Below are 26,971 nucleotides of genomic sequence, written 5' to 3' on the forward strand. Positions count from 1 at the left end.
CTTTTGAATGTTTAACTTCTTTAAATATCCCATTTCAAATGAGCACCATAGGCACTCAATCGGGGTTCGATTGTTTTGCCAAATCATTTAATTCCAAAGTGGTTTTTGCTCTTTAGCAAATAGTCCTGAATGGTTGGTCCAAAAACAGTATCCGTAATTCGGATGGTACACAAAAGGGTTTAACTCGATTTCTATTTAAAACCTATTTTCCTCAATCCCTCATGACTTACCTTAATGGCTTCAAGTGGCTCCATATTGAAAGTCTTATCCTGCTCTACCATATAGTATTTCATACCTGATAATTTCTTGTTGGCCAATATCCTTGCCAAATCAAGATGACCGGTACCTACAGGGGCAAATCTTCCTTGATCATCCATATCCTTTACGTGCCACATTTTAAATCTTTTAGGATATTTTTTAAAATACGCTACTGGATCGGCACCTGCTTTTGTTACCCAATAAAGGTCCATTTGGAAGTTCACATATTTAGGATCGCAATTTTCCAGTAAATATTCAATTGGGATTATACCATCAACATCTTTTTTATACTCAAAATCGTGGTTATGATAGAGTAATTTAAGTCCGGCTTTCTTAGCTTTTTTACCCAATGTTGTTAGGATATTGGCTAAATTTTCCGCACCACCTTTCATACCCATGGACCTCGTTTCCTTATCAACCTTAAAAAGGCCCATAGGGGGAACAGGAACCACAAAATACTTGAAGCCCGCTGCCTTTACATCGGCCATCATCGCATCGGCATTGTCCAATGTAACCGAACCTTGGTGGGTACTAATGGGGTTAAGCCCGAGTTCCTTGAGGTAAGCTTTGAATTCCAAAGGTGTCATATTATAAAATTTGCCATCGGAATAGCCGGCAGCCTCTATATTTTTATATCCAGCATCGGCAACAGCCTTTAGGGTTTCCTTGGCATTATCACCCATGGCATCACGAACGGTATACAAGGCCAATCCTCCAAATTTATCTTGTGCATAGGTGGTAAAAACACCTATAAGCATAAAGGCAAGTAGCATCCCCTTAATTGAACTGTTGATTATTGATTTTTTCATTTTTGTATTTGTTTTGATAGTTATAAAGATTCCTGTTATTTCGTTATTCTATGATTTAAAGCTATATAAATAAGGGGCTTTATGGGCCTTTCCCTGAAATAATTTTTCATGGCGTTCTAAGATGTCCATACCCAAAATTCGCCGTTGAAAAGTTGTTCTTCGTAAATTCTCCCCTAAAATAGCTTCATAAACCTGTTGCAATTGCTTCATGGTAAACTTGGTGGGTAATAGGTTCATGCCTATCAACTTTTTATCAAGGTTATCACGCAGCACCTCTAACGCTTTTTTTACAATCTGCCCATGATCCATCATTAAGGATGGTAATTCGTCTATAGGATACCAATTGATGTTGTCAGAAAAAGCATCCGGTCTGGGAGTCACCTCATCATAATTGATCAATGCATAATAAGACACAGAAAGAAATCGATCCAACATCCATTTATACTTTTGCCTATCCATTCCATTCTCATCCAAGATACGTTCCATGGCTTGGGGATCGGAGCGGGTCATGCTTCCGAAAGTATAGAACTGTTCCAAATAAATCTGATCGAGGCCGGTACGTTCCCTTACCCCTCTTTCCGCAGCATCATCCAAACTCTCATCACGTTTCACAAATCCACCCGGTAAAGCAAAAAGTCCTGTATTGTGATATTCCAAAATCAAGATCTTGAGCTGTTTGCCATTGAAACCGAAAATAACCGAATCGTATGAAAGGTTCGGGATAAAATCCTCACTTTCAATATGATCGATTGTTTTTTTTGTGTTATTAACCATGCTTGTATCAAAATAAAGACAAAAAAGCAAGAAAACAAAGCATTATTGTAACAATTTGAGACAATGAAGATTAACAAGGAACAAATACCACTTATTTTTTTGGACAAACCCGATTTGATCAACTTGGAAGAATGTAGGGGAACCACCTTCAAAACATACCTTCCTCAACTATTCCCATTCAAAAATATAATGTTCCCGTTATTGTATATTCCAATTAAATGAGATTGAAAATGCAATCAAAAAAGTGATATCTTTAATCCTCCGAACAAGGATAAATCGGCAAGAAGGCGTTATTTTCAATAATGGTTTTTCTTTGGCAGGGTTAATTCTTAAAGTTTTACCGGGAAATATCCACTTTGAACAATATGTTTTCCGTTTTTAAAGACAACACCTTTGGAACATTTTAGTTAGATTTAGAGAAATATCAATCCAGACCAACCCTATATCGAAATGCATAAAATCACATCATTTTCAATCATCTTTCTTTTTGTTATCCCGACGTTGGCAATTTCCCAAGACATCGATTTTAACCCAAATGATTGGCAAGACCCCGGTATTTTTGAAAAAGGCCAAACAGCGCCCCATGCCTTTCACATTCCCTTTGACACTGAGACCGAGGCTTTAACGAACGACCCTTCCCAAAATGGCAATTACCAATTACTGAACGGTCAATGGGATTTTAAATGGGTAGAAACCCCCAATGAAGTGCCCAATCGATTTTGGGAACCCGCATTCAATACCGAGGAGTGGGACAAAATACAAGTACCTAGCAACTGGCAAATGGAAGGCTATGGCCACCCAAAATTCAGGAACATAAGCCTAACCTTTGAAAGTAACCCTCCGAACATTCCCGATTATTACAATCCGGTCGGGTGTTATCGCCGCTCCATTACCATTCCCGAATCATGGGAAGGCAAGAGTGTGAAATTACGATTTGAGGGAGTTAAATCCGCAACTTATGTTTGGTTGAATGGAAAACGTGTAGGATATAACCAAGGGGGGTTTGAACCAGCTGAATTTGACATTTCACCATTCCTTGAAATAGGAGAAAATACGTTGGCCGTTCAAGTTATACGATTCAGTGACGGGTCTTATTTGGAAAACCAGGATATGTGGCGTTTATCCGGTATTTTCAGGGATGTAAAACTATATGCACAACCCAAGACCATGATCAAGGACCATTATATCGTTACTGATTTGGATGATACCTACAAAAATGCCACCCTTAGCGTGTCGGCTGTTATCGGCAATGAAGAAAACCGGAACAGAAAGATGCTTTTTGATTTTGATGTATTCGATGACAATAACAACTCCATCCTAGGAAGAAAGGCCGAATCCGGTCTCTTGAATGTACATTCGCATTCCTCCGAAAAGGTCAATATCGCCATACAGGTGCGTAATCCCAAAAAATGGTCCGCAGAAATGCCAAATCGCTATACGATCTTAATTCGATTAAAGGATGAAGCTGGGACTATCCTTGAGGCTTTTTCACAAAAAATAGGTTTCCGCGAAGTGGAGTACGACAACAAAATACTAACAGTCAATGGAGTTCCTATTAAATTGAACGGAATCAATAGTCATATGCACCACCCTGAAAAAGGGCAGGCCGTACCGTTGGCAACCCTTAGGAAGGATCTTGAGATCATGAAACAGTTCAATATGAACTGCGTAAGAACCTGCCATTACCCCCCTACCCCGGAATATTTGGACCTTGCCGATGAATTGGGTATTTACGTGGTTGACGAAGTAGGTGATGAAGCCCATAGCAACCTTCAATTATCCGAAGACCCCAAATGGACTGAAATGTACAAGGACAGAACAAGGAAATTGGTTTATCGCGACCGTAACCACCCGTCTGTAATCATGTGGAGTGCCGGCAATGAATCCGGAAGTGGGGAAAACATAAAAGCCGTTATTGAAACCGGAAAAGAAATAGACCCAAGCAGGCCCGCTTGGATGTATGGAGGGAACACTTTCTATATTCCATTTGAGGATATTGTCGGACCCCGATATTACATCCCCCTTGGATTACGTCATATTGTCAAAGGTGATATGTTGCCCAAAGGCGATATACGTTCCTCCTTCATGGATGAATATTTGGCCGCAACCGGAAACAGTTTGGGTGGATTGGATGAATATTGGGAAATAATACGACGTTCCCCACGCTCTATGGGCGGTGCGATCTGGGATTTTGTAAGTCCCGGAATTAAAACTCCCCGTTGGACATTACCCGATAAATCACCCAAGAAGAATGACGGACAAATTATGGGAAGACCCACTTTTGTTGAAGGAAAGCATGGTAGGGGACTTCAATTCACAGGACATGACGATTGGGTGGAGTTTTACCGTGACCCATCCCTTGATATCACGGGAAATGCCCTTTCCATAGGGTTCTGGATAAAACCATCGAAAATTCCACAACCGAATATCTTTTTGGGTAAAGGGAAGGAACAATACGGGATTCAAATGCAAGATCCCGAAACTTTGGAGTTTTATATCAATTCCAAAAGTGCAGACAACTACCTGATCAACGATAGGATTTCGGCAAAAGTGAAGGTTGGACCCAATTTCTATGGGAATTGGCACCATATTGCCGGAATATATGATGGCCAAAGATTGAAATTATATTTAGATGATACCGTAGTGGCAACAACCGAATTTACTGGAAATATATCAACAACAGCCTTTCCTTTATGCTTAGGTAGGGAAGCTGAAAAACAAGACCAAGGGGAATTAAGTGGACGTATGTCAAGTATGGTCTTGGACGACGTTCGGGTTTTTGACCATGCGGTAACCCTTACCGACTTGAAAAGCAAGGTTGACGATGCTGTTTTAGCACTCGATTTTGATACGGACAGCAAGGGTGAGGACTTTTATGCCGTTGGTTTGGGTGGAAGAACCTATGGGGTCATTTGGCCAGACCGTACGATACAACCAGAGATACATCAAATCAAAAAATCAGGGCAGCCGATTGGTTTTGAAATGGTCGATAGTAAGGAAGGACTTGTAAAGATCACAAATTACCATCATTTTAAAAACCTGAACCAATTGAATGGGTATTGGTCGCTTCAAGAAGATGGTAGGGAAATTGAAAATGGCATCCTCCCATTAGATCTACCGGCACAGCAATCCATGGAAGTCAATATCCCCTACAAAACAAAATCAAGCCAAGGGGAACGGATTTTGACTATCGGATTCTCCTTAAAGGAAAAGGTCGATTGGGCTTCTGAGAATTACGAGGTGGCCTGGGAACAATTCATCTTGGAAAAAGCGAGTGCACCATTCACCGAAATACCTTTTGGGAATAGCTTACAGATTAAGGAAACCGCATCGGACCTAACGATTTTCAACAAGGACTTCACCTACGTTTACAATAAGGAAGCGGGTAAATGGAAATCCATATTATATCAAGGTACCGAATATTTAGAGGGAGGTCCGGAATTTAAGATATGGCGTGCACCACTCGCAAATGACGTTGACCCTTGGGGTGCCTATAAATACAACAGTAATAAAATGACAACAGGGTATGGGCGTTCCATAGACAACCAGTTACGGACTTTAGGTCTTCGGGACATGCGTAACCTTGTGGATACGGTGCGTGTTTCCAAGAATGCCCAAGAGGTTAAAATAAAAACAAAGGTATGGTCTAGTTCGTCTTTGGATCCTCGAATAATGATGCTGGTCAGTAATGATCTATCTGCCTTTGAACGCGATGAAACATGGACGATATATCCCGATGGGACCTTGGAATTAAACCAAGAAATAACCCCCCACGGTACCATGCCGGAAATACTTCCGAAAGAAGGGCTCCAATTTCAATTGCCCAAGGAATTCAATCAAGTTTCCTGGTATGGCAAGGGACCTTTTGAAACCTATCCGGATAGAAAGACAGGTGCGAAGTTCGGAATTTACAGTTCCAATGTGGATGATATGTATGAACCCTACCTACTACCCCAGGATTATGGCAATCGTACCGATGTTCGATGGTTAAAGGTTAGCAATAAACAAGGTAAGGGACTTTGGATTTCCGGTGATACACCATTGAATTTCAGTCTGCACAAATACGATACCGATAATCTTTCACGTGCCGTTTACACCTATCAATTAAAGGAGGCCCCATTTACTATTTTGAACATTGACCGCAAAGTATCGGGAGTTGGTGGTACCGCCATAAGACAATTACAGAATTACAGGGAAAAAGCTATAAGCGGCCATTATCAACTAAAAATAAAACCATTCTAGAGGTTTGTGGAAATGAACCCATGCCCATTTTAAATCATTCCTTGGCAACGAAGACATTGGCCACCAAGGCGCCGATAATCATAAGAATACCCAACAAGCTCCATATGGTATAGACATCCCCGAACCACAAAATGCCTACGGTTATCGTAAAGATAACCTCAATATACTTTAATGGGGCCACCAAGTTGGTTTTAGCAACTTGAAATGCCTTGGTCATAAAGATCTGTCCGAAAAACCCAAATATCCCTAAACTTAAAAACAACCACCAATCGTTACCTACAGGATTTTTCCAATCGAACATACTTAGGATACCCCCGATTACAGTTCCCACGAACATGAAATAATTTACGATGATTATGGGTGAATCACTTTTCCCTATCCTACGGATGGCCACATATACCAATCCGCTAAATACCGAGGCAGCCAATATTAAAGCAAGTCCCGTATTATCTACAGCCCCATCAAATCCCTTAAGGACCAGGACCCCAAAAAAGGCCATAAAAAACAAGGGCCATTGAACTGGCTTCAGTTTTTCCTTCAATAATAAAACAGCAAAAAAGGTAGCGAATATAGGGGACAGATACCGCAAGGATACGGCCGTACCCACAGTTAAGTATTTAAGGGACATAAAGAAAAGACTCATAGCGGTCAATCCTATAATAGACCTTACCAACATTAAGGTCCTTTTGTTTCCCCATATATCAAGACCTTTCCATAAGATATAGGTGGTCCCCAAAACAAACGACCCCAAAGATCTAAAAAAGACAATCTCAAAAGTCGGAAAACTAGCCAGATACTTTACTACCGAATTCATTAAGGTGAATGAAAAGGTACTGATAATCATATAAAGGATAGCTTTTTTCACTAGTCATGTTTTAGGCTATATCAGCCTAATCCATACCTTGGATATTATTGGCTAAAATAAACTGATCTTTAAGGAAATGAAGGTTCAAAATTACGGTTAATTCCCCACTTGAATGTACTATTTCGGTTGTTTTGGAATTATGATAAAATCCCATTACTATATCTTATATATTTTAATAAAGACAGATGTTGTTTGACAAAAAGACAATCTTGTCCAAAGGGATATCCATAAAAAAGCATCTTTCTAGGGTCAAATAAAAATAAAAAACAATGAAGAATCATCTTAATGGCAACCCCAAAACCTTGATTTTATGGAACAACCAATCTATGGCCCCTAAAAAAACCATTCCGCTTGGCAACCAGTAATATATTTTTTTATTGCTCTTGATATGGGTGCCCAAGATCATCACAGGCTCTTTTCAAACTATCCCTCCAATAGGGTATTTCAATTTGAAGCACATTTTTAATCTTGGATTTATCGAGCACGCTAAAACTCGGTCTTTTAGCTGGAAGAGGATAAGCTTCCGTACGTATTGGCAATAGCTGGACAACAACGTCATTGATATCGAAAATGGCCTTAGCAAAGTCGTACCAGCTCGCTACGCCTTCATTACTATAGTGATATATCCCATAATCATCAATTCTATTCAAAACAAACAACAATATCACTTCCGCAAGGTCCTTCGCATATGTCGGTGTTCCGATCTGGTCATAGACGACGGAAAGGCTCTCTCTTTCCCTACCATATTTCAACATTGATTTCATGAAATTGGAACCATATTCTGAATACAACCAAGAAGTTCGAATGACAAAATATTTTTTACACTTGGATACAACCGCCTGTTCCCCTTTTAACTTTGAACTGCCGTAAACCCCTAATGGATTCGTTACTGCTTGTTCCGTATTCGGCGTACTCTGACCTCCATCAAAAACAAAATCCGTAGAAATGTGAACCAAGACCACATCGTTTTTTTTACAAGCTTCCGCTATATTTTTAGGGCCAACTCGGTTTACCAAATCCGCTTTACCTTGATCATTTTCCGCACCATCGACATTTGTGTAAGCCGCGGTATTGACGCAAAAATGATAGCCTCCCCCCTCAAACTCCTTGAAAACGGCAACTTTATCGGTGATATCCAATTCTTTGGATGATTTATATATAAAAGTCAAGGTATCCAAGTGTTGGGAGGATACCTCTTTAATACAGTTCGCCAATTGGCCATTACCACCTGTTACCAATATTTTTAGCATAGAAACCGGCTTAAGATTTAATGATGTCTTCCGTCAATTCCTTAAAAGTAGGCAAAACCAGGTCTTTTTCCGAAATGATAAGTTCCTTCTCTGGGAATTTCCAATCAATATTAAAAAATGGATCATTATATAGTATCCCGGCCTCGGAATCTTTCTTATAATAGTTGTCACATTTGTATGAGAATATCGCAGATTCACTTAGGGTGACAAAGCCATGGGCACATCCCCTCGGCATAAATATTTGGGTATTGTTTTTATCGGATAACTCCATAGCGAACACTACCCCATACGATACAGAATCAGGTCTAATATCTACGGTTACATCGAGTACTTTTCCTTGGATAACCCGTACTAATTTAGCTTGGGCAAATTCACCTTTTTGAAAATGCAGCCCCCTTAAAACACACCGTGTTGAAAAAGATTGATTGTCCTGTATAAAGTTTACGTCTTCTCCAATTGCCGCCGTAAATTTTCTATGATTATAACTTTCAAAAAAATAACCCCGCCCATCGTTAAAAACGTTTGGCGTGATGGTATAACAACCCTCTATACTCGTTTTTTTTATATTCATATGGCTAAGTTAGGGAATCTAATAATGTCTTACTAGAACCACCTTCATCCAAAGGTATTGTAAGTTTTTCATATTGTTTCTTTGTAATGAAACCCATCTTGTAGGCTGCTACCTCAATAGCTCCTACTTTAAGCCCTTGTCTTTCCTCGATAACCTGCACAAATTGCGCCGCCTGCATTAATGAATTAAACGTGCCGGTATCCAGCCAAGCTGTACCCCTATCCAAAATACTTACTTGAAGATTCCCCCGTTTTAGGTATTCCTTATTGACATCGGTAATTTCGATTTCACCACGGGCACTTGGTTTAATACTCTTTGCTATTGCTACAACATCATTGTCATAAAAATATATTCCCGGTACGGCATAGCTCGATTTAGGATTTTTAGGCTTTTCCTCAATAGATATAACCTTATTATCCCCATCAAATTCAACTACCCCATATCTTTCGGGGTCAGTAACATGATAGGCATAGATAATACCCCCATCTGGGTCTTTATTGGCCTGTAAAAGCTTTTCTAATCCGGAACCATAGAAAATATTATCGCCAAGTATCAAGGCCACCTTATCCTTGCCTATGAATTTTTCACCAATGATAAAGGCTTCGGCCAAACCGTTAGGTTCTGGTTGTATGGCATATTCAAACGTACACCCATATCGACTACCATCACCCAAAAGTTTTTTGAACATAGGAAGGTCATACGGTGTTGAAATAATCAATATTTCCGAAATACCCGACCCTATCAAAGTGGACAGCGGATAATATATCATTGGCTTATTATAAACCGGCATCAATTGTTTGCTTACCGCCAAAGTACATGGATGTAATCTTGTGCCGGAACCACCCGCTAAAATTATTCCTTTCATAACCGTTTATTCTGATGTTTTGGGGACATTGGCCCATAAATGTTTTAAAATATCATCAGTCTAATAATCCAAAGTAAGGGAGGGATTTCCCGATTTAATACCCTTTTACTCTATCCTATATTCTTTGCAACGATTATTTAGGGCCACAATTGTACCTTTGAAAAGGTACGCTTCAGCTTCATAATCATTATATAGTCACCTCAACAAAAATAACACGTATCGCTTAATGTATCCCATTAAAAATCCAAAAGTAAAAATTAAACAATTAAAATTTATTAGGCATAGGTATTTGGATATTTAGTGTCAACTTATCGCATTAGTGAATCATTGATTTCGAAAATCGATATTACGTATAATCATAGGGTTGTTTTTATGGCAGTTGTTACCAAACAAAGTATATTTGTGACCCTAGTTATTGCTACTTTTAATTAGCTCTTGAAATCGATTACCCGTTAAAGCCTGTAGATTATTGGTGATTTTCCCAATCGGCCAGTCCCACCAACTTAGTTTCAATAATTTCTCGATTTCGGTATCCGAGAATCGTTTCCGAATCAACCTTGCAGGATTTCCCCCAACTATGGCATATGGTTCCACATCCGAGGTAACAGTGGCATTACTCCCTATTATGGCCCCATCCCCGATTTGTACTCCAGGCATAATCGTGGCGTTGTACCCTATCCAAACATCATTGCCAATAACGGTGTCCCCTTTTGATGGGTAAGATTTTCCTTCCATCGCATCTTTCCAATCCGCTCCAAAGATGGCAAACGGGTAAGACGAGATGGCATCGGTCAAATGATTGGCCCCGTTCATTATAAAGGTTGTACCGGAAGCTATCATGCAGAACTTACCGATCAACAATTTATCACCGATAAAATCGAAATGATACTTAACATTCTTTTCGAAATTAACAACATCTTCAAAATCATCATAATAGGTGTAATCACCTACACTGATATTTGGGTTTTTAATACAGTTTTTCAAGAAGCAAAGACGGTTGTAACCTTCTAATGGAAATGGGTTGTTTTTGTCTGGAATACTCATAGCCTATACAAGGATTAAAGTGCTGATTGGATTTTGGAAATAGATTATTTGCCTAATTTAAAAAGAATCCATCATTCATCACGTAATGCCTCTGTGCCTTTATTGTTATTTCTTTTTTAGGGTATCCATTTCTTTCTGAAAGAAAGTGGACAAACGATGGCTGCCATATCTTGGTGCAATGGCATCTTCGGCCATTAGGGTAAGGAAGAACTCGATAGGACCATAAGTCTTTGAGGAAGTAAACGTTCGTAAGGTCCAAATAATCAATCGCCTTAACCAATGGGGTAAATGAATGATATTGATGGGATTGCCACTCGCCAAAAGGGCCATTTCGGCAACCTCATTCTGGGTCATGATATCCGGTCCGCCGATATTGATTTCGATATTTTCGTTTTCAATCGCATCTACACAGGCAATGGCCAGATCTTTCCCGTGAATGGGATTGAACTTTTGTTCACCATTTCCAAAGAGGTACACCTTTCCTTTTCGGGCCATCTCCAAAAAATCTTTCATATCGGAAAAAAAGCCGTTGGGCCTAACGATCGTATACTGCAGTCCCGAGGCTACCAGTTCATCTACAAAAGATTCCTTGGCTTCCATTATTTTAAGGTTTCTATGAAGGTTTCCGTTCAAAACCGATACGTAAATGAACTTGCTTACCCCTGAGGCCATAGCTTCTTTCAATAAATTCACATTGACCTGGTAATCAACGTCCCAATAGGTCAATCCGTCTTTTTGCCGAGTGATTCCCACTGTTGAAATCACAGTATCCACTCCGCTAAATAGCCCTTTCAAAGTTTCTGGCTTGGTAACTTCCGCTTGTATTACCGTAGCCGATTCAGAACTGAGTCCCTTTGCTTTCCCTGTATTACGAACCAGTATTCTGGTTGAAATATTGCGTAATTCAAGTTCTTTGGCAATATGCCTTCCGAGATACCCCGTAGCTCCTGCCAATAAGACTTTGGTTTTTAAGTTATCTGCCTTCATTTCCTCGTATTTATTAAATGATATGACCATTGTCATTATTAAAAAATCATGACACAAATCTATTCGTCAAATAGCATTTGGTCGTTCTGGATTATGAAACCGAACCTCTTGGAAGGGCCATTATTTACCGTAACCAAAGTCCCTCTCCCATTCTTACCAGGGTGGCCAAATAATTGTTTCTTTTATAGGCCTTCTCCTGAAACAGCAAAAGTTTGCCCGCATCTAGCAAATGTCCCCTAATAAAGACTTTTTCAGGATTCGCCAAGGTTCTTAAATGTATTAAGGGGTTTTCACAAGACAGCATAGGGTTACTTTCCCGGGGGGAGAAAATTTAGTTTAAAAATACCAAATTTCATGAAAGTATGAAGCAATTTGAAATATAGAACCCTTTTGTGATCATCCGAACTTTTATAGGTTTCTGTTCAGGTAAATTACCTTCGAAATCAACTGAAAGTATAAAAAAACCACTAAAAAGTGTGATTTTTTCTAAAAACCACGAATCATATAACAAACATTTAAAATCATCAATCATGAAACGAACAGTCATAAACTTTATTTTTCCGGTCTTATTACTCATCCCATATTTAGTAAAAGCCCAAGAAACAACAACTCAATTTGAAAAAGTCAAGATAGCGGTTATCGATCTTTTGAATACCCCGGACCCGACTTTTGAACCCGTAATCAATCCAGCACCTATGGATGCCAAAACCATGAAGGATTTGGGCTTTGAACAGATTTACAAAAACAGTCCCCATAAATTTATGATGCGAGATGGGAAACAATTGTTTTCCTATTTGTACGAACAACAAAGTGATACTACGATTCTATTGCTCCATGGCGTTCTATCAAGTGCCTATATGATGAATAAAACAGCAGGGTTATTGCGAAAAAACACCCATAGCAAAGTAATCGCATTGGATTTAAGGGGACATGGACAATCGGAAGGCAAGCCGGGAGATGTCGACTATATAAATCAGTATGTAGATGATATAGTAGATGTCTTATTATCTATAAAAAAAGACAATCCACACCAAAAAATCATTCTAGCCGGTCATTCTATGGGTGGTGGCCTTATTCTACGTTATGCTTTGGAAACAAAAGTCCCTAATGTTGATGGCTACCTTCTTCTTGCCCCCCACCTTGGGGCAAATGCACCAACCCTTAGAAAAGAACCCCTAGGAACCGAAACAGAACCTTTTATGAAAATGCATATTAATAGGATTATCGGATTAAAAATGATGAATGCAATCGGGGAAACAAAATACAACGATCTACCCGTCCTGTTTTTTAACCTTCCCGCTGCAATGCCCATTACAAAATATAGTTATCGAGCCAATGAGAGTATGTACCCAGTTGATTATAAAAAAGGATTGAGCTCAATAAACAAACCTTTATTGGTTGTGATCGGCAGCAATGACGAAGCCTTTGATGCCAATAAATATCATGAGGCAATAAGCACATATACCAATGGGGAGATACATATCATAAACAATGAAACCCATAATGGCATACGGCATAATGCCAAAACCATGGAAATTATTTCCAATTGGGTAAATAATCATAAATTACAATAGCCTCAATAGAATCGCATGGAGCTAAGCAAAAAAGACAGATTTATACAACTTATCGATGAGCATAAAAAGATCATCTATAAGATCGTGAATTCGTACTGCCCAAATAGGGTTGACCGCAAAGACCTTGAGCAAGAAATCATCATACAACTATGGAGTGCCTTCGATGCTTACAATACCGATTATAAATATTCCACATGGATGTATCGTATTGCCCTAAACGTTGCAATATCCTTTTATAGAAAGGAAAGAAAGTGGGCGTTGAAACGTGATTTTATCGATGAAGTTTCCATTTTCAATATGGAGACCAACAACCTCGAACAGGAATTGGAACGAGACCATGACATAAAGTTGCTGCAACAATTCATAAACAACCTGAATGAACTTGACAAAGCATTGATCCTTTTGTATTTGGACAACAAAAAACATAACGAAATGTCTGAAATACTCGGTATTTCAAAAACCAACGTGGCGACCAAAATTGCCCGTATCAAAATAAAATTAAAAAAAGAATTTGAAAAAAACAGAGATAATGGAAACAAGTGAATTAAATAGAATATTGGAAACCTACAATACCAAATTGGACCAAAACCTAAGTCTAAATAAGACCGTGCTAAAAAACATTCAACTTGAAAAATCAAGGAAGAAAACCCGAACAATACTCGTCTACCGAACTATTGAACTTCTTTTCTTTGCTTTCTTAGCCTTATTTGTAGGTAATTATGTTGCAACACATTGGAGTCAAACACATTTAGCGATTAGCGGAAGTATAGTCGGTGTATTTGTATTAATAGCCCTATCAGGGAGCATTGGCCAAGTGGCATTATTACAACAAATTGATTTTTCAAAGCCTTTAGTGGATATCAGGAAAAAAATAGAATTGGTAAACGTCCATGAATTGCTATTTGTGAAATTGGTTTTCCTTTCGGCTCCTGTTTGGTGGTCCTATTCACTTGTTGCCCTTGATGCTTTCCTTGGTTTTGACCTTTACCCCCATCTAGATTCTGCTTTTGTTCAAAGATATCTGGTTTTAAATGCGGTTTTGGTCTTCCCTATTATCTGGTTATTCAATAAATTGACCTATAAAAACCTGCATATTCAATGGGTTGGAAAAACAATACGGTTTATTTCTGGTACGAAAACCATAAAGGCCTTGGAGTTTTTAAATGAAATCGAGGAGTTTGAGGGGTAATATTACCTTCACTGAGGACTCTGAAACTATTGGAACAATATATTTCACGACGCCTTTCATAAAAAAGGACAATAGGATTTAATTAAAAAAGTGGGGCTTTCAACCAATAGTGGATATCTTTGAATAAAATATTGACTATTGGAAGAAGAGTTGATCAAAAAATTATCGCTGGATGATTTTATTCAGATAATGGGTGAAGAACCCCAATCTGAAGGCCTTCATGTATTTATTTCCAAAAATTTCACCCAAATCCCTATTACCTATCCTTTTAGAAATTTGGGTAACGATATCCTATTTGTTGAAAAAGGCAGTTTAAAAGTTTCAATTAATCTAATAACCCACACCCTAAAGAAAAATGAGTCTATCGCAGTTGCCCAAAAATCAGTGATTCAAATGCTAGAAATCAGTGATGACCTAAGCGTGATCAATATCAATTTCTCCACAAAGTTCATCGTCGATAATTTTTTCAAAAGTAACAGTATAGATGCCTTTAGTTATTTCACTCATAATAATGCCCCTAAATTAAAGCTCAGTAAACAAGAAGGAAAGATGTTCAAAATAATGGCACGTATCCTGAAGGATTATAATAAAAAAGAACAAGCCATATTCAAAGAGGAAATCATAAGAAATACTTTCGGTGTTATCGCCTACAAATTTGCCGAAATTTTCAAGCGAACGTATCCCGACCTTAAAGTAGAGTTGTCCAGACAAGAAGAATTGGCCATTCGTTTTTGGAATATTCTTCAAGAAAATGTAAAAATTGAGCGATCGGTCCAATTTTATGCCAACACCCTAAATGTAACCACGGGCCATCTTTCCAAAACCCTAAAGGAAGTGAGTGGCAAGACCGCTTCACAATTGATCGAAGCGGCCGTAATCATTGAAGCCCGATTGCTTTTGCAAGATCCAAAACTTTCCATTTCCCAAATTACCGAAGAACTGAACTTTCCCGACCAATCTTTTTTTGGAAAATACTTCAAGAAACAAATGGGCCTATCCCCTTCCGCTTATAGAAAGGAAAATAGAAAATAGACCAATTTTTTGTCTAAATTTCAAAATATTCAAGCTCCAAAAAGTCAACATAATCGAATTTGACCAATTTCAACTTTTTTATTACCTGTTGAGATCCTTTAAATAGTTTCAATTTTGCGCCTTAAAATAATGATAACGCAAAAGATTTAAACTTAAAAAAGGTATTTCAAAATGAAAGTCTACAATTTATTTTTTATAACAGTACTTCTCATACTTTCCAGTTGTTCCGAAAAAAAGGAAGAAGCAAAAGAATCAAAGATTCTTAAGGTTGGGGTTACCAAAATTGCTGCCAACACAGAAAATGAGACGTTAAGCTATAGTGGAACCATTGAAGCCGACAATACCGTTTCTTTAGGATTTATGGTCGCAGGAAGGGTTGCCGACATCCATGTACAAGAAGGTCAAAAAGTAAAAAAGGGACAACTACTGGCCGCTATCGATGCTACTTCCTATAAAAATGCATACGATATCGCCGATGCGGGACTCGAATTGGCCAATGACAATTACAAACGCTTAGACGAACTATATAAGAAAGGGAGCTTACCTGAACGCGATTATATCGCGGTTAAAGTCGGTGTGGCACAAGCCAACGCCAATAAGAACATGGCCGCTAAAAACTTATCAGACACTAAATTATACGCACCATTTTCCGGTATGGTAACGGCCAAACTAACCGAAATAGGTGCTACGGCAGCTCCCGGGGTACCTGCATTTACCGTTATGAAAACAGATAAAGTGTATGCCAAGGCCTCTATCAGTGAATCGGAAATCTCAAAACTCAAAGTAGGTTCCGAAGCCGAGATAGAAATTCCATCAATGAATAAAAGCTTTACTGGAAAGGTTGCCATTTTAAATCTAAGTGCAGACACTGTTACCAGAACCTTTAATGTCAAGGTTCGTGTGGACAATAGCGAAAACCAACTGCTTCCCGGAATGATTTCCTCTATCAAAATCAATACTGATAATCCCCAAGAAGTTATTAGCATACCCGTACAGTCCATTGTACGCGATGTAAATGATATTACCTACGCCTTTATCGTTGAAAACAATAAGGCCATAAAAAAACGTGTCGACACGGGAGACTTTAAGGGAAACCAAGTGATAATCACCAAAGGTCTATCAGCCGGGGACTTATTGATTTCAAAGGGATACACCACTGTAAAAGATGGTCAGGAAGTAACCTTCTAATACAAGCAAAGTAAACAAACAATGAAAAAAGTAAAGATTAATTTTATAGAGGCAGCAATGAAATACCGTGAGGTAACCATTGTGTTTACACTGCTTTTAATGGTTTTCGGACTCTATGCCCTGTTTACCATGCCACGAAGCGAAGACCCTGAAATTACGGTCAGAAAAGGGTTGGTCATTGCCGCATACCCCGGTGCGGATGAACTTCAGGTAGAGCAACAGCTCACTGCAAAAATAGAACAATACCTCTTCAGTTTTGAGGAAGTAAAAAAAGATGAAACCATTTCTGACACCAAAGCCGGACAGGTGGTCATTACCGTTGAATTGAATGAAAACGTAAAGGATAACGATAGATTTTGGGCCACCTTGCAAAATGGATTGAACACTACCTTCCGAATGAACTATACCCTGCCCAATGGAATGGTCGGCCCTATCGTAAACAGTAATTTTGGTGATGTTGTTGCCCAAATGATCACTGTTTCTGCTCCCGGCAGAAACTATGCCGAAATAGAATCCTATTTGGATAAGCTGGAAGACGGACTAAAAACGATTAATGAGACCTCAAAAATCAATCGGTATGGAGAACAAAAAGAACAAATTTATGTTACCCTGAACAATGAAAAACTAAAACAGTGCGGGGTCAATATTTCCAATATCGCGCAGATCATCCAGACCCAGAATGCCACAGGCTATGCCGGAGAAATAAAGTTACAGCATGCCAATGCCAATGTATTCGCAAAAAACCAATACAAGAATGCAACGGATCTGGGAAATCAGATTATTTATAGTGACCCCAAAGGCAAAATAGTCCGCTTGAAAGATCTTGCGACCATAGAACGCAGATACGAGGAAGAGAAAAGCTACATCCAAGTAGATAACCAACGTGTAACCATGTTGTCCGTTGAAATGCAGCCCGGCAATAACATTGTGAAATTCGGAGAAAAAGTCGAGGAAAAAATAGGCGAGATAAAACAACATTTACCCCAGGATGTTCAAATCAAGACCATTGTAAATCAACCTGAAGTGGTCAAAGAAAGCATAAATCATTTTATGCTGGAATTCATTATTGCCATTTCCGCGGTTATTGTCGTAGTGATCCTTTTATTGCCTTTTAGAGTAGCTGTCGTTTCGGCATTGGCATGTCCGATTGCCATTGTCATTACCTTTGGCATATTGAATATGTTGGGAATAGAAATCCACCAGGTTTCCCTTGCCGCTTTGATCATTGTACTCGGTATGGTGGTTGACAATGCCATAGTCGTAGTCGATAATTATATTGAAAAACTGGATGAGGGTCTTGATCGTTGGACTGCTGCTTGGCAGGCTGCCACCCAATTGATGGTCCCAATTTTCACGGCAACCTTAGCCATTATTTTCGCCTTTCTTCCTTTAGCCCTTTTCTTGAACGGTTTGGCCAAGGAGTTTATACAATCATTACCTATTGCGGTTGCCATTGCCTTGTTCACTTCCTTTTTAGTGGCCCTCTTACTAACCCCATACATGTGTTATGTATTCATTAGAAAAGGACTGAAACACAAGGTAAGTAAGCGACCTCCAAAATTAACACTGTTAGATCGGCTGCAAATGCGTTTCAACAATTGGCTGGACTATAGTTTTCGCTATCCTAAAACCACATTGGCCATAGGTACCCTTTCGATTGTCCTTGCTTTCATCATAGCCGGAAACACCGAGCAGGAATTGTTTCCGACAGCCGAAAGAAACCAATTCAATATTGAAGTTTGGTTGCCCAATGGCTACCCCTTAAAGGAAACCGAAAAAGTCGTCAACCGTATAGAAGAGGATATAAGAAATGATGAACGCATTGTCACTATAGCCAGTTTTGTAGGCACCAGTTCCCCGCGTTTTCATACCACCTATGCCCCGGAAGTTCCCCGTGAGAACTTTGCACAGATATTCATTACCACTGTAGGTAATGATGAGACCGATGAACTAGCGCAGGAATACTTGAAAAAATTTAATGGTTATGTTACTGATGGATATATACGGGTACGTCAATTAGCCCTTAAAGAATCCCCCGCCCCCATAGAGGTCCGTATTGTAGGTGAAGACATGACCGATCAAAAAAAGGTGGCCGAGCAAGTTAAAACGATTTTGGAAAATGCAGAAGGTACGAACTGGACCAGAACCACCTATCAAGACGATTACTTTGGAATTAAAGTGAATTTAGATGATAATAAGGCCAATCGGGTTGGGGTGACCAACGCTATGGTATCCCAGACCTTAGCAGCCGGTTTAAGTGGTTATCCCGTTTCAACCCTATACGAAGGCGATAAACCTGTAGCTATTCTATTGCGCTTGGATGTGGAAAACAGAAACGACATCGGTGATATTGGTGAAGTCAGTATTCCGACCCTATTTGGGACAAAAATCCCATTAAAGGAGATTGCCTCGATTTCACCTGAATGGCATACAGGTGTCATTGCGCGAAGAAATGGATTAAGGACCTTGACCGTACAGACCGAGACCCAAATGGGAATCAAGGCCTCAACCATTATGAAAAAGATAAAACCTGCTATAGACGATCTGGAACTCCCCGAAGGAACAACCCTTCATTATGGGGGCGAATATGAAAGCTCTGCCGAAACAATGCCGCATATGGCAACTTCCTTAGCGGTTAGTTTGGTTCTTATCTTTTTGGTCTTGTTGTTCCAGTTCAAAAACTTCACGAGGGTTCTTATTGTCTTGGCAACATTCCCTTTAAGTATACTGGGTGCATTCCTGGGGCTACAGCTTACTGGCAACCCCTTTGGTTTTACAGCCTTTATGGGTGTTATAAGTTTAATCGGAATTGTGGTACGGAACGGAATCATTCTAGTGGATTATGCCGATGAACTGGCCATTGACCACAACTATTCCATAAAAGGAGCTGCCAAAGCCGCCGGTAAAAGAAGAATGCGCCCCATTTTCTTGACCTCCGCTGCAGCCGCAGTGGGAGTGATTCCAATGATTATTGGCAAATCCCCACTTTGGGCACCACTCGGGAGTGTATTGGCCGTAGGATTGATCGTGTCCATGGTTTTGACCCTGTTCATCATCCCTATTCTATATTTCAAATTCGCTAAAAAGGAATACCCACGGGACCATGCCAGACCAACGAATGATGAGATTCTTTACAAACCAAACCATTTCAGTAAACTAAAGATGAAACTACACAAGATTATGCCACTGCTTGTGTTCTTTATGGTTATTCCGTTCAGTTTTGGGCAAGAAAAGCCTTTGAGCTTAGAAAATGTCAAGGCACTTGCCCTTAAAAACAACAAGGAGATAGTCAAGGAACAATACAATCTTGATGCCGCCAATGCAGCTCAAAAAGCAACACAAACGGCCGATAAACCATTTTTGGATGCCAGTGCCATGGGCATATACCTCGACAATCCCCCATTGGGACTATTACCCGATTACACCCTATACTCATCGTTAGGGGTTTCCCAAGTGCTTTACGCCGGGGGCAAGGTCAATACGGCAAAAAAATTGGCCAAAACGGGCGTAGCCCTTCAAACTTTCCAAAAACAATTGACCCAAAGTAATGTTTTATTACAAGTGGAAAACACCTATTGGCAACTTGTAAATGTAAAAGGTAAGGTAGATCTGGCTCAGAAATATCAAAAATTGCTGAACGAACTATTGAACGATTTAACCAATTTGTACGACGCCGGGCTCACCTATAAAAATGACCTCTTGAAAGTGCAGGTCGAATCGAACCAGGCCGAACTTAATTTAATAACCGCCTATGACAACCTTCAGATACTCAAACTTCAATTGGCCCAATTGGCCGGATTGCCCAACACCAATTTTGAGGTTGATGGTTCCACGAATGAAGGGCTGGGTTTGGTTGAAGAAACCTTGATAGATACAGCCGTTGAAAATAGAGCTGAAATAGCAATGCTGCAAAATGCCGTTGAACTGGGCGAATTACAAACCAATTTGTTACAGGCCGAAAGAAAACCCACTTTGGGCATTAGCTTTTCTGGGTCCTATTTATATGGAGACAATCTGAACGCCACTGAGGCTGAGGACCATTTGACCAACTTCGTGGGATTGGCAAGCCTTAATATACCCATTTTCGATTGGGGCGGACGAAAGCAGAAGGTGAAGGAACAGCGATTTAAGGTTGAAGCTCAAAAAACAGAATTGGATAGGACCAAGGAATTGGTGGCTATTGAAATTCAAAATGCCTATTTGGAAATGCATCAGGCTATTAAAAGGGTTGAAATCGCTAAAAAATCGATGGAGCAAGCCGATGAAAACCTAAAACTGCATCAAGACCGATTCGATGCCGGAACGATAAACGGAAGCGATGTATTGGAAGCCCAGGTATTATGGCAAAAAGCCTACTCTGATTTGATTGATGCAAAAGCCAATTTCAATATTCGCAAGGCAACATATGTCAAAAGTATAGGGGAATTAAATCGTTAAGAAGGTATGGAGACGGCGTCCTACAGTAAAAAGTATATCATTTTAGAAAAGGCATCCCTAATGTTTACCAAATATGGTACCCAAAGCTTATCCATGGACGATATTGCAAATGAATGCGGTGTTTCCAAAAGGACAGTATATAAATATTTTCAGAATAAGGCAGATCTCATAAATCAAATTTTTGGAATAAGGATTACCCGGTTCAGTGAAAATTTAGGGGATATTACCATGAAGTCGGAAAATGCCGTTGTAGAACTCCATTGGTTTTTTAAGTACTACAAAGAAGTAATATCCTCTTATTCACCAACGTTTATCCGTGATTTTAAACGCTATCACCTTCAATTTTTCCTAAAGTATTCGAAGGTCAATAACGAAATCATATTACCTTTCTTTTTTAAAAATATTGAAAGGGGGCAACTTGAGGGACTTTATAAGGAAGAATTGGATCGGGAAGAACTGAGCCCATCCATAATGAACATGTTAGGCTACATTTTCAATGATGATTCATTGACCAATATTGAAAATGCCCATGGCACCTTGGATTTCTTTGGAAAACTATTGATGCATAGATTGGTAACGGTGGAAGGATTGGATGAGTTAAATTCACAGAATTTATAAACCATCTTGTAGAATTAACAATATACTTACCCAAAGCCTTTTCCTGATAAAAACCCCTTGTATTCTAATCATACAAGGGGTTTGGTTTTTATTTATGACCCTGCCTGGTCGAGCATGGCTAAGCTCCCTTTAGTTCATCTAATCCCAAAAGGCATTTCTTTATTTCAGATTACATCCTTAATTTAATGAACACCTCGTGTGTGCCATTCGATTGTGACGCGATCTCGTTATCGAACGGTGCCTCATAGGCATAGCCCATATTGATCCAATTGGCCGCATTGAAGATAAACAATCCCCCTATTCCTTCTTCATACCTATACGTGGGGCCTATCTCAACCCTATCATTAAAACTGAACGCTGCGGTAATATCCACAGAAAGCGGGGTAGCCTCTACATACCTGAACATGGTGGAGGGCTTGAACATTATACCCTTGGAAAGCTCAAAATCATACCCCCCGGCCAAATACACATGTGTCTTACCTGCCGCATACGTTGCCAGACCTTCCTCTTCCTCTAACCGGTCATTGCTTAATAGTGCCGGTACCGACAGGGATGCAAAAAAACGTTCCCCTTTGAGCAATGCCCCGGCACCTATGTTCGGTTTAAAACTACCATCGATATTGTTTAAATTTGGATCAGATCCAATACCGAATGTCGTTAACCCCGAAAGATTGGCATCATAGGAATTGGCCCCTGCCTTTACCCCGAAATAGAGTTCGGTTAAGGCCGATAGTTGTAATTTATAGGATACATCCACATTTATGGTGGTGCTTTTCTCAATGAACGTTTGGTCATTGATAATAGACACCCCCAAGCCCAGGTTCTTGCCCATTGGGGTCCCGAAAAACACACTTTGACTTTCCGGCGCACCTTCTACACTTACCCATTGACTCCTTATGTTCAGCCCCACTTCGGTGCCCTGGGATACCCCAGCACCCTCAACACCCAAAGCGGCACCCGCATAGGCCGGGTTCACCAAGTTCATCGTATAACGGTAAAAGGCTCGGTTGGGGTCTTGTTGCCCCATGACACTCACCAGTGTTAAAAATCCCAGTAAGCATAGAACGGTTGTTTTGATCGTGTTTTTTCTCATATTATATTTTTTCGTTGCTTAATGAAGGCCGGACTTTTTTGTGGGAACACATTTTGACCCGACCTTCACCGATGCAACAGTATTGGTTTTTTGTTTTTCTTAGTAGTTGATAAAAATCCAGCCGTCTTGTGGTGCTGAACCATCATTTAAGTTAATGATGTAATAGTAGGATCCCGTAGGTACCTTCTCGCTCTTATTGTTATAAATAGCGCCCCAATCATTTTGGTAACCTATTGCCGAGAATACCTCATGGCCCCATCGATTGTACACTTTTACGATTGAGTTCGGGTAATTTTCGATTCCGTTTATGACCCAACCATCGTTGATACCATCGCCGTTCGGGGTAAAGGCCTGTGCCGAAACAACAGTTGCCGGTATTTCAATGCTATCGTCTTCTTTCTGACTATCGGAACAGCCCTCCGCATCCACGGTTTCACCAATACGTGTATCGGCACATTGATCCACATCGTTAGGAACACCGTCCGCATCATCATCTTTCTGAGCATCCGAACAACCATTGGCATCCACTGCTTCATCTTCTGGGGAATCCGGGCATTGGTCCTCGGCATCGCTTACCCCGTCAAAATCGGAGTCTTTTTGACTTTCGGAGCAGCCTTCCGCATCTACCGTTTCCCCTGTTGGGGTATCTGGACACATATCCAGGGTATCGTTGATACCATCACCATCGGTATCAGCATCTTTTTGACTATCGGAACAGCCATTGGCATCTGTAGTTTCGCCTGCCGGTGTATTTGCGCAAGTATCATTTTCATCTAAAACACCATCGTCATCATCATCGGTATCGGCATTATCCCCCGTACCGTCAGCATCGGTATCGGTATCCTCATTTGCATCCAATGGGAAAGCATCTTCGGTATCCAATACGCCATCATCATCATTATCGGTGTCGGCATTATCTCCCGTACCATCACCATCGGTGTCGGTATCCTCGTTTGCATCCAATGGGAAAGTGTCTTCCGCATCCGGGGTACCGTCATCATCATCATCGGTATCGGCATTGTTGCCTATACCGTCACCATCGGTGTCGGTATCTTCATTTTCGTCCAATGGGAAAGCATCTTCCGAATCCGGGGTGCCATCATTATCGGCATCTTTTTGAGAATCGGAACAACCATTGGCATCTACGGTTTCACCTACAGGAGTATCTGCACAGTTATCCATATCATCCGACACACCGTCTTCATCCGAATCAACATTATCGCAATTTAGACCGGCATCGATAATGGTCCAACCATAGGTGTCAATTAAAGATTGTCTTGCTGGTTCTCCTTCACAGTAGATACTATTACCGCCTTCGAATGTGATTCCTGTTGGTATTTGTGTTTCCCCTGCGGCTGTATCTAAAGTGTTCCAGCCTATTAAGGTATTGTCGTAATTCTCCTGTGATAAGCTAGTAGCATCGAACATTTCCTCCATATTCGTTACATTACTAATATCCCAACTACCTAAATCTTGGTCAAAAACGGTTGTCCCTTGAAACAATCTGGACATATTCGTTACATTGCTTACATCCCAACCACTGATGTCTTGATCAAAAGCTACAGCATTAGAAAACAAACCACGCATGTTAGTCGCATTACTAACATCCCAACCACTAATATTTTGGTTAAAAACAGTTGTTCGTGAGAACATATAATTCATCTCAGAAACATTACCGACATCCCAATCGCTAATATCTTGATTAAAAGCATCAGTGCTATAAAACATAGACGACATATCGGTCACGTTGCTCACATTCCAACCACTAATATCTCCATTAAATTTAGTAGCCCTATTGAACATGGATTCCATGTTAGTTACATTACTTACATCCCAGCCGCTAATATTTTGGTTAAATCCTGATGCCTCTTGAAACATATAACTCATATTGGTCACATTGCTCACTTCCCAACCGCTGATATCTTGGTCAAAATTTGAAGCACCGCTGAACATAGATTCCATATTGGTTACACTGCTTACATTCCATCCAGCAATATTTTGATTAAAAGCTGTAGCATTAGAAAACATAAAAGCCATATCGGGCACATTGCTCATATCCCAACCGCTAATATCCTGATTAAAAACTGCTGCCTCATTAAACATGGCACGCATATTATTCACATTACTTACATTCCATCTACCAATGTCTTGATTAAAAGCTGTTGCTCCGTTAAACATAGCAGGCATGTTGGTTACATTGCTTACATCCCAATCACTGATATCCTGATTAAAAACTGTTGCATTTTGGAACATATAACCCATATCGGTCACATTGCTCACATCCCAATCACTGATATCTCCATTAAATTTAGAGGCGTAGGAGAACATACTATTCATATTATTAACCAAAGAAAGATCAGGCACTTCATTGGCATTATATTCTAAATTTGAACAATTTATAAAACTACCGGACATACTTTTCCATTGTTGCGTTCCCCATTGTTCTATGGATACTATTTCTTGTGACCCGTTAGTTTTCGCAAAATTAATTTGTGGGAAGGTACCCGTAATAGTTACAGTATAAATGCCCTGTTCAGCATAAGTATGACTTACATCACCATTATAAGTTGTATTATCCTCAGAACCATCACCCCAGTCTACTGTATAATTATAATAAAACGATGAGCTTGTAGGAATTGTAATCGATTGGTTCGGGTTATCCGTTTTCCAAGTGGTAATAAAAGGTAAAGAACAATCCTTGCCACCATCGGTAATGGTCCAGCCATGCGTAACTTCTAAATTTTGTCTTGCAGTTGCTCCTGTACAATATATACTATTACCACCATTAAAAGTAATATCTGTTGGTATTTGGGTCTCTCCAGCAGCGGTATCCAAGGTGTTCCAGCCAATTAGGGTGTCATCATAATTTGCATTGGAAAGTCCTGCATTAGTATACATGTCGTACATCCCGGTAACACTGCTTATGTCCCAAGCACTTAAGTCTTGATCAAAAGAAGTTGCTCCTTGGAACATTCCTTGACCAATTCGAAACCCTGGTGGCATCATAGATTCCTCTACAGACCCCATATTTGTTACGTTACTAACATCCCAGCCACTTATGTCCTGATTAAAAGCTGTTGCGTCTGCAAACATGCCACCCATACCTAAAACATTGCTTACATCCCAATTCCCAATATCTTGGTTAAAAGCAGCTGCTCCTTCAAACATTCCCATATAAGCCATTGCCATCCCCATGTATGGATCTAAATAAGTTCCCATAGATATTACATTGCTTACATCCCAATTACCGATGTCCTGGTTAAAGGAAATAGCATCTGCGAACATACCGGACATATCCTGTACAAGACTTACATCCCAATCACCAATGTCTTGATTAAAACTGGTAGCATTTTCGAACATACTCCTCATATCCGCTACTTTCGAGACATTCCAATTCCCGATGTTTTGATTAAAGTTGGTTGCATCATTAAACATATCATCCATATCCTCAACAATCGATACATTCCACCCACTAATATCTTTATTGAAAGCTGTGCTATTAAACATGTTAGCCATGGTTATTACCTTGCCTACATCCCAATTGGAAATATTTCCGTTAAAAGAATCAGCCGATAGAAACATACCTTCCATAAGGGTAACGTTGGACACATCCCAGCTATTTAAATCCTGGTTAAATGTTTCAGCGCCGACAAACATTCTAGACATTTCAGTAACATTACTAACATTCCAGTTATCTATATTTGAATCTATTAATTTTGCGTAACCGAACATACTCTTCATATTGGTCACTTGCGTAAGATCGGGTGCGTCAGAAGCATTGACTATCATATTGGAGCAATAGTAAAAACTCTTTTCCATGGATTCCCATACTTGATTTCCCCATTGCTCTACAGTAAGTAGTTTTTCACTATCTGTATTATAATCATTTCTTAAATGCGGAAAATCCCCGCTGATACTTACGGTATACGTACCGGCAGAGGAATAGGTATGGGTCGTAGAACCGGTATACACCGTGGCATCTGTTGTTCCGTCGCCCCAGTCAACCGTATAGGCAAAAGAGCCCGTACCGGTGGGAATGGTTATTTGATTATCGTTGGAGGCCCCTGTATTATCGGTTTTCCAGGTGGTGATAAATTCTCCTTGGGCCTGCAATAATCCGAAGCTTAAAAACGCTAGCAGGATAAGTAGGGGATGTGTAAATTTCTTTTTCATAA

At 39.9% G+C, this 26,971-nt stretch carries 18 protein-coding genes; 8 read left to right on the plus strand and 10 right to left on the minus strand.

What is annotated here, in order from left to right:
• Nucleotides 1-191: 191 nt before the first annotated feature.
• Both LX92_RS18110 and LX92_RS18115 read right to left on the minus strand, forming a co-directional pair.
• The gene (locus LX92_RS18110; RefSeq protein ID WP_109653654.1) at nucleotides 192-1,067 is read right to left on the minus strand and encodes a sugar phosphate isomerase/epimerase family protein; all 876 of its coding nucleotides are present in this window, start codon (nucleotides 1,065-1,067) and stop codon (nucleotides 192-194) included.
• Between the two features lie 48 nt (nucleotides 1,068-1,115).
• Nucleotides 1,116-1,841, minus strand: a complete 726-nt coding sequence (locus LX92_RS18115) for an NUDIX hydrolase (protein ID WP_109653656.1) — start codon at nucleotides 1,839-1,841, stop codon at nucleotides 1,116-1,118.
• Nucleotides 1,842-2,291: 450 nt separating this feature from the next.
• On the opposite strand from LX92_RS18115, the gene LX92_RS18120 reads away from it, so the two are divergent.
• A complete protein-coding gene (locus tag LX92_RS18120) occupies nucleotides 2,292-6,083 on the plus strand; it encodes a beta-galactosidase small subunit-related protein (RefSeq protein WP_109653658.1) in 3,792 nt (1,263 codons plus the stop codon).
• A 34-nt stretch (nucleotides 6,084-6,117) separates the two neighbouring features.
• Here the strand turns inward: LX92_RS18120 and LX92_RS18125 are convergent, their stop codons facing one another.
• The 6 genes from LX92_RS18125 to LX92_RS18150 all read right to left on the minus strand — a co-directional run bounded on the left by LX92_RS18125 (nucleotide 6,118) and on the right by LX92_RS18150 (nucleotide 11,665).
• A complete protein-coding gene (locus tag LX92_RS18125; protein ID WP_244915947.1) occupies nucleotides 6,118-6,948 on the minus strand; it encodes a DMT family transporter in 831 nt (276 codons plus the stop codon).
• Nucleotides 6,949-7,322: 374 nt separating this feature from the next.
• Entirely contained in the window at nucleotides 7,323-8,198 is an 876-nt protein-coding gene (gene rfbD / locus LX92_RS18130; protein ID WP_109653662.1) for a dTDP-4-dehydrorhamnose reductase, read from the minus strand.
• 10 nt (nucleotides 8,199-8,208) lie between these two features.
• A complete protein-coding gene (gene rfbC, locus LX92_RS18135) occupies nucleotides 8,209-8,769 on the minus strand; it encodes a dTDP-4-dehydrorhamnose 3,5-epimerase (RefSeq protein WP_109653664.1) in 561 nt (186 codons plus the stop codon).
• Nucleotides 8,770-8,773: 4 nt separating this feature from the next.
• The gene (gene rfbA, locus LX92_RS18140) at nucleotides 8,774-9,634 is read right to left on the minus strand and encodes a glucose-1-phosphate thymidylyltransferase RfbA (RefSeq protein ID WP_109653667.1); all 861 of its coding nucleotides are present in this window, start codon (nucleotides 9,632-9,634) and stop codon (nucleotides 8,774-8,776) included.
• A 408-nt stretch (nucleotides 9,635-10,042) separates the two neighbouring features.
• Nucleotides 10,043-10,678 carry a CatB-related O-acetyltransferase gene (locus LX92_RS18145; RefSeq protein WP_109653669.1) on the minus strand — a complete coding sequence of 212 codons (636 nt, stop codon included), beginning with the start codon at nucleotides 10,676-10,678 and terminating at the stop codon, nucleotides 10,043-10,045.
• 105 nt (nucleotides 10,679-10,783) lie between these two features.
• Nucleotides 10,784-11,665: an SDR family oxidoreductase gene (locus LX92_RS18150; RefSeq protein WP_211315894.1), complete on the minus strand. Its 882-nt coding sequence runs from the start codon at nucleotides 11,663-11,665 to the stop codon at nucleotides 10,784-10,786.
• A 530-nt stretch (nucleotides 11,666-12,195) separates the two neighbouring features.
• Between LX92_RS18150 and LX92_RS18165 the strand changes: the two genes are divergently transcribed.
• The 7 genes from LX92_RS18165 (at nucleotide 12,196) to LX92_RS18195 (ending at nucleotide 21,703) form a co-directional block, all read left to right on the plus strand.
• The gene (locus LX92_RS18165) at nucleotides 12,196-13,239 is read left to right on the plus strand and encodes an alpha/beta hydrolase (RefSeq protein ID WP_109653676.1); all 1,044 of its coding nucleotides are present in this window, start codon (nucleotides 12,196-12,198) and stop codon (nucleotides 13,237-13,239) included.
• A 15-nt stretch (nucleotides 13,240-13,254) separates the two neighbouring features.
• Nucleotides 13,255-13,782, plus strand: coding sequence for an RNA polymerase sigma factor (locus LX92_RS18170; RefSeq protein WP_109653678.1), 528 nt, complete (start codon nucleotides 13,255-13,257; stop codon nucleotides 13,780-13,782).
• Complete coding sequence (locus LX92_RS18175) at nucleotides 13,769-14,428, plus strand: hypothetical protein (protein ID WP_109653680.1); 660 nt, start codon at nucleotides 13,769-13,771, stop codon at nucleotides 14,426-14,428. The genes LX92_RS18170 and LX92_RS18175 overlap by 14 nt, the downstream gene beginning before the upstream one ends.
• Before the next feature lie 138 nt (nucleotides 14,429-14,566).
• Nucleotides 14,567-15,460 carry a helix-turn-helix domain-containing protein gene (locus LX92_RS18180; protein WP_109653682.1) on the plus strand — a complete coding sequence of 298 codons (894 nt, stop codon included), beginning with the start codon at nucleotides 14,567-14,569 and terminating at the stop codon, nucleotides 15,458-15,460.
• 171 nt (nucleotides 15,461-15,631) lie between these two features.
• Nucleotides 15,632-16,648 (plus strand): efflux RND transporter periplasmic adaptor subunit, encoded by a 1,017-nt coding sequence (locus tag LX92_RS18185; RefSeq protein ID WP_109653684.1) that lies wholly within the window; start codon nucleotides 15,632-15,634, stop codon nucleotides 16,646-16,648.
• A gap of 21 nt (nucleotides 16,649-16,669) precedes the next feature.
• On the plus strand, nucleotides 16,670-21,085 hold the full coding sequence (locus LX92_RS18190; RefSeq protein WP_146197865.1) for an efflux RND transporter permease subunit: 4,416 nt from the start codon (nucleotides 16,670-16,672) through the stop codon (nucleotides 21,083-21,085).
• A gap of 6 nt (nucleotides 21,086-21,091) precedes the next feature.
• Entirely contained in the window at nucleotides 21,092-21,703 is a 612-nt protein-coding gene (locus LX92_RS18195) for a TetR/AcrR family transcriptional regulator (protein ID WP_109653689.1), read from the plus strand.
• Between the two features lie 169 nt (nucleotides 21,704-21,872).
• On the opposite strand, the gene LX92_RS18200 is transcribed toward LX92_RS18195, so the two are convergent.
• Nucleotides 21,873-22,796: a PorP/SprF family type IX secretion system membrane protein gene (locus tag LX92_RS18200; protein ID WP_109653691.1), complete on the minus strand. Its 924-nt coding sequence runs from the start codon at nucleotides 22,794-22,796 to the stop codon at nucleotides 21,873-21,875.
• Nucleotides 22,797-22,895: 99 nt separating this feature from the next.
• The gene (locus tag LX92_RS18205) at nucleotides 22,896-26,969 is read right to left on the minus strand and encodes a BspA family leucine-rich repeat surface protein (RefSeq protein ID WP_109653693.1); all 4,074 of its coding nucleotides are present in this window, start codon (nucleotides 26,967-26,969) and stop codon (nucleotides 22,896-22,898) included.
• Nucleotides 26,970-26,971: the final 2 nt, after the last annotated feature.

This window comes from Maribacter polysiphoniae (assembly GCF_003148665.1).
Lineage (GTDB): Bacteria > Bacteroidota > Bacteroidia > Flavobacteriales > Flavobacteriaceae > Maribacter_A > Maribacter_A polysiphoniae.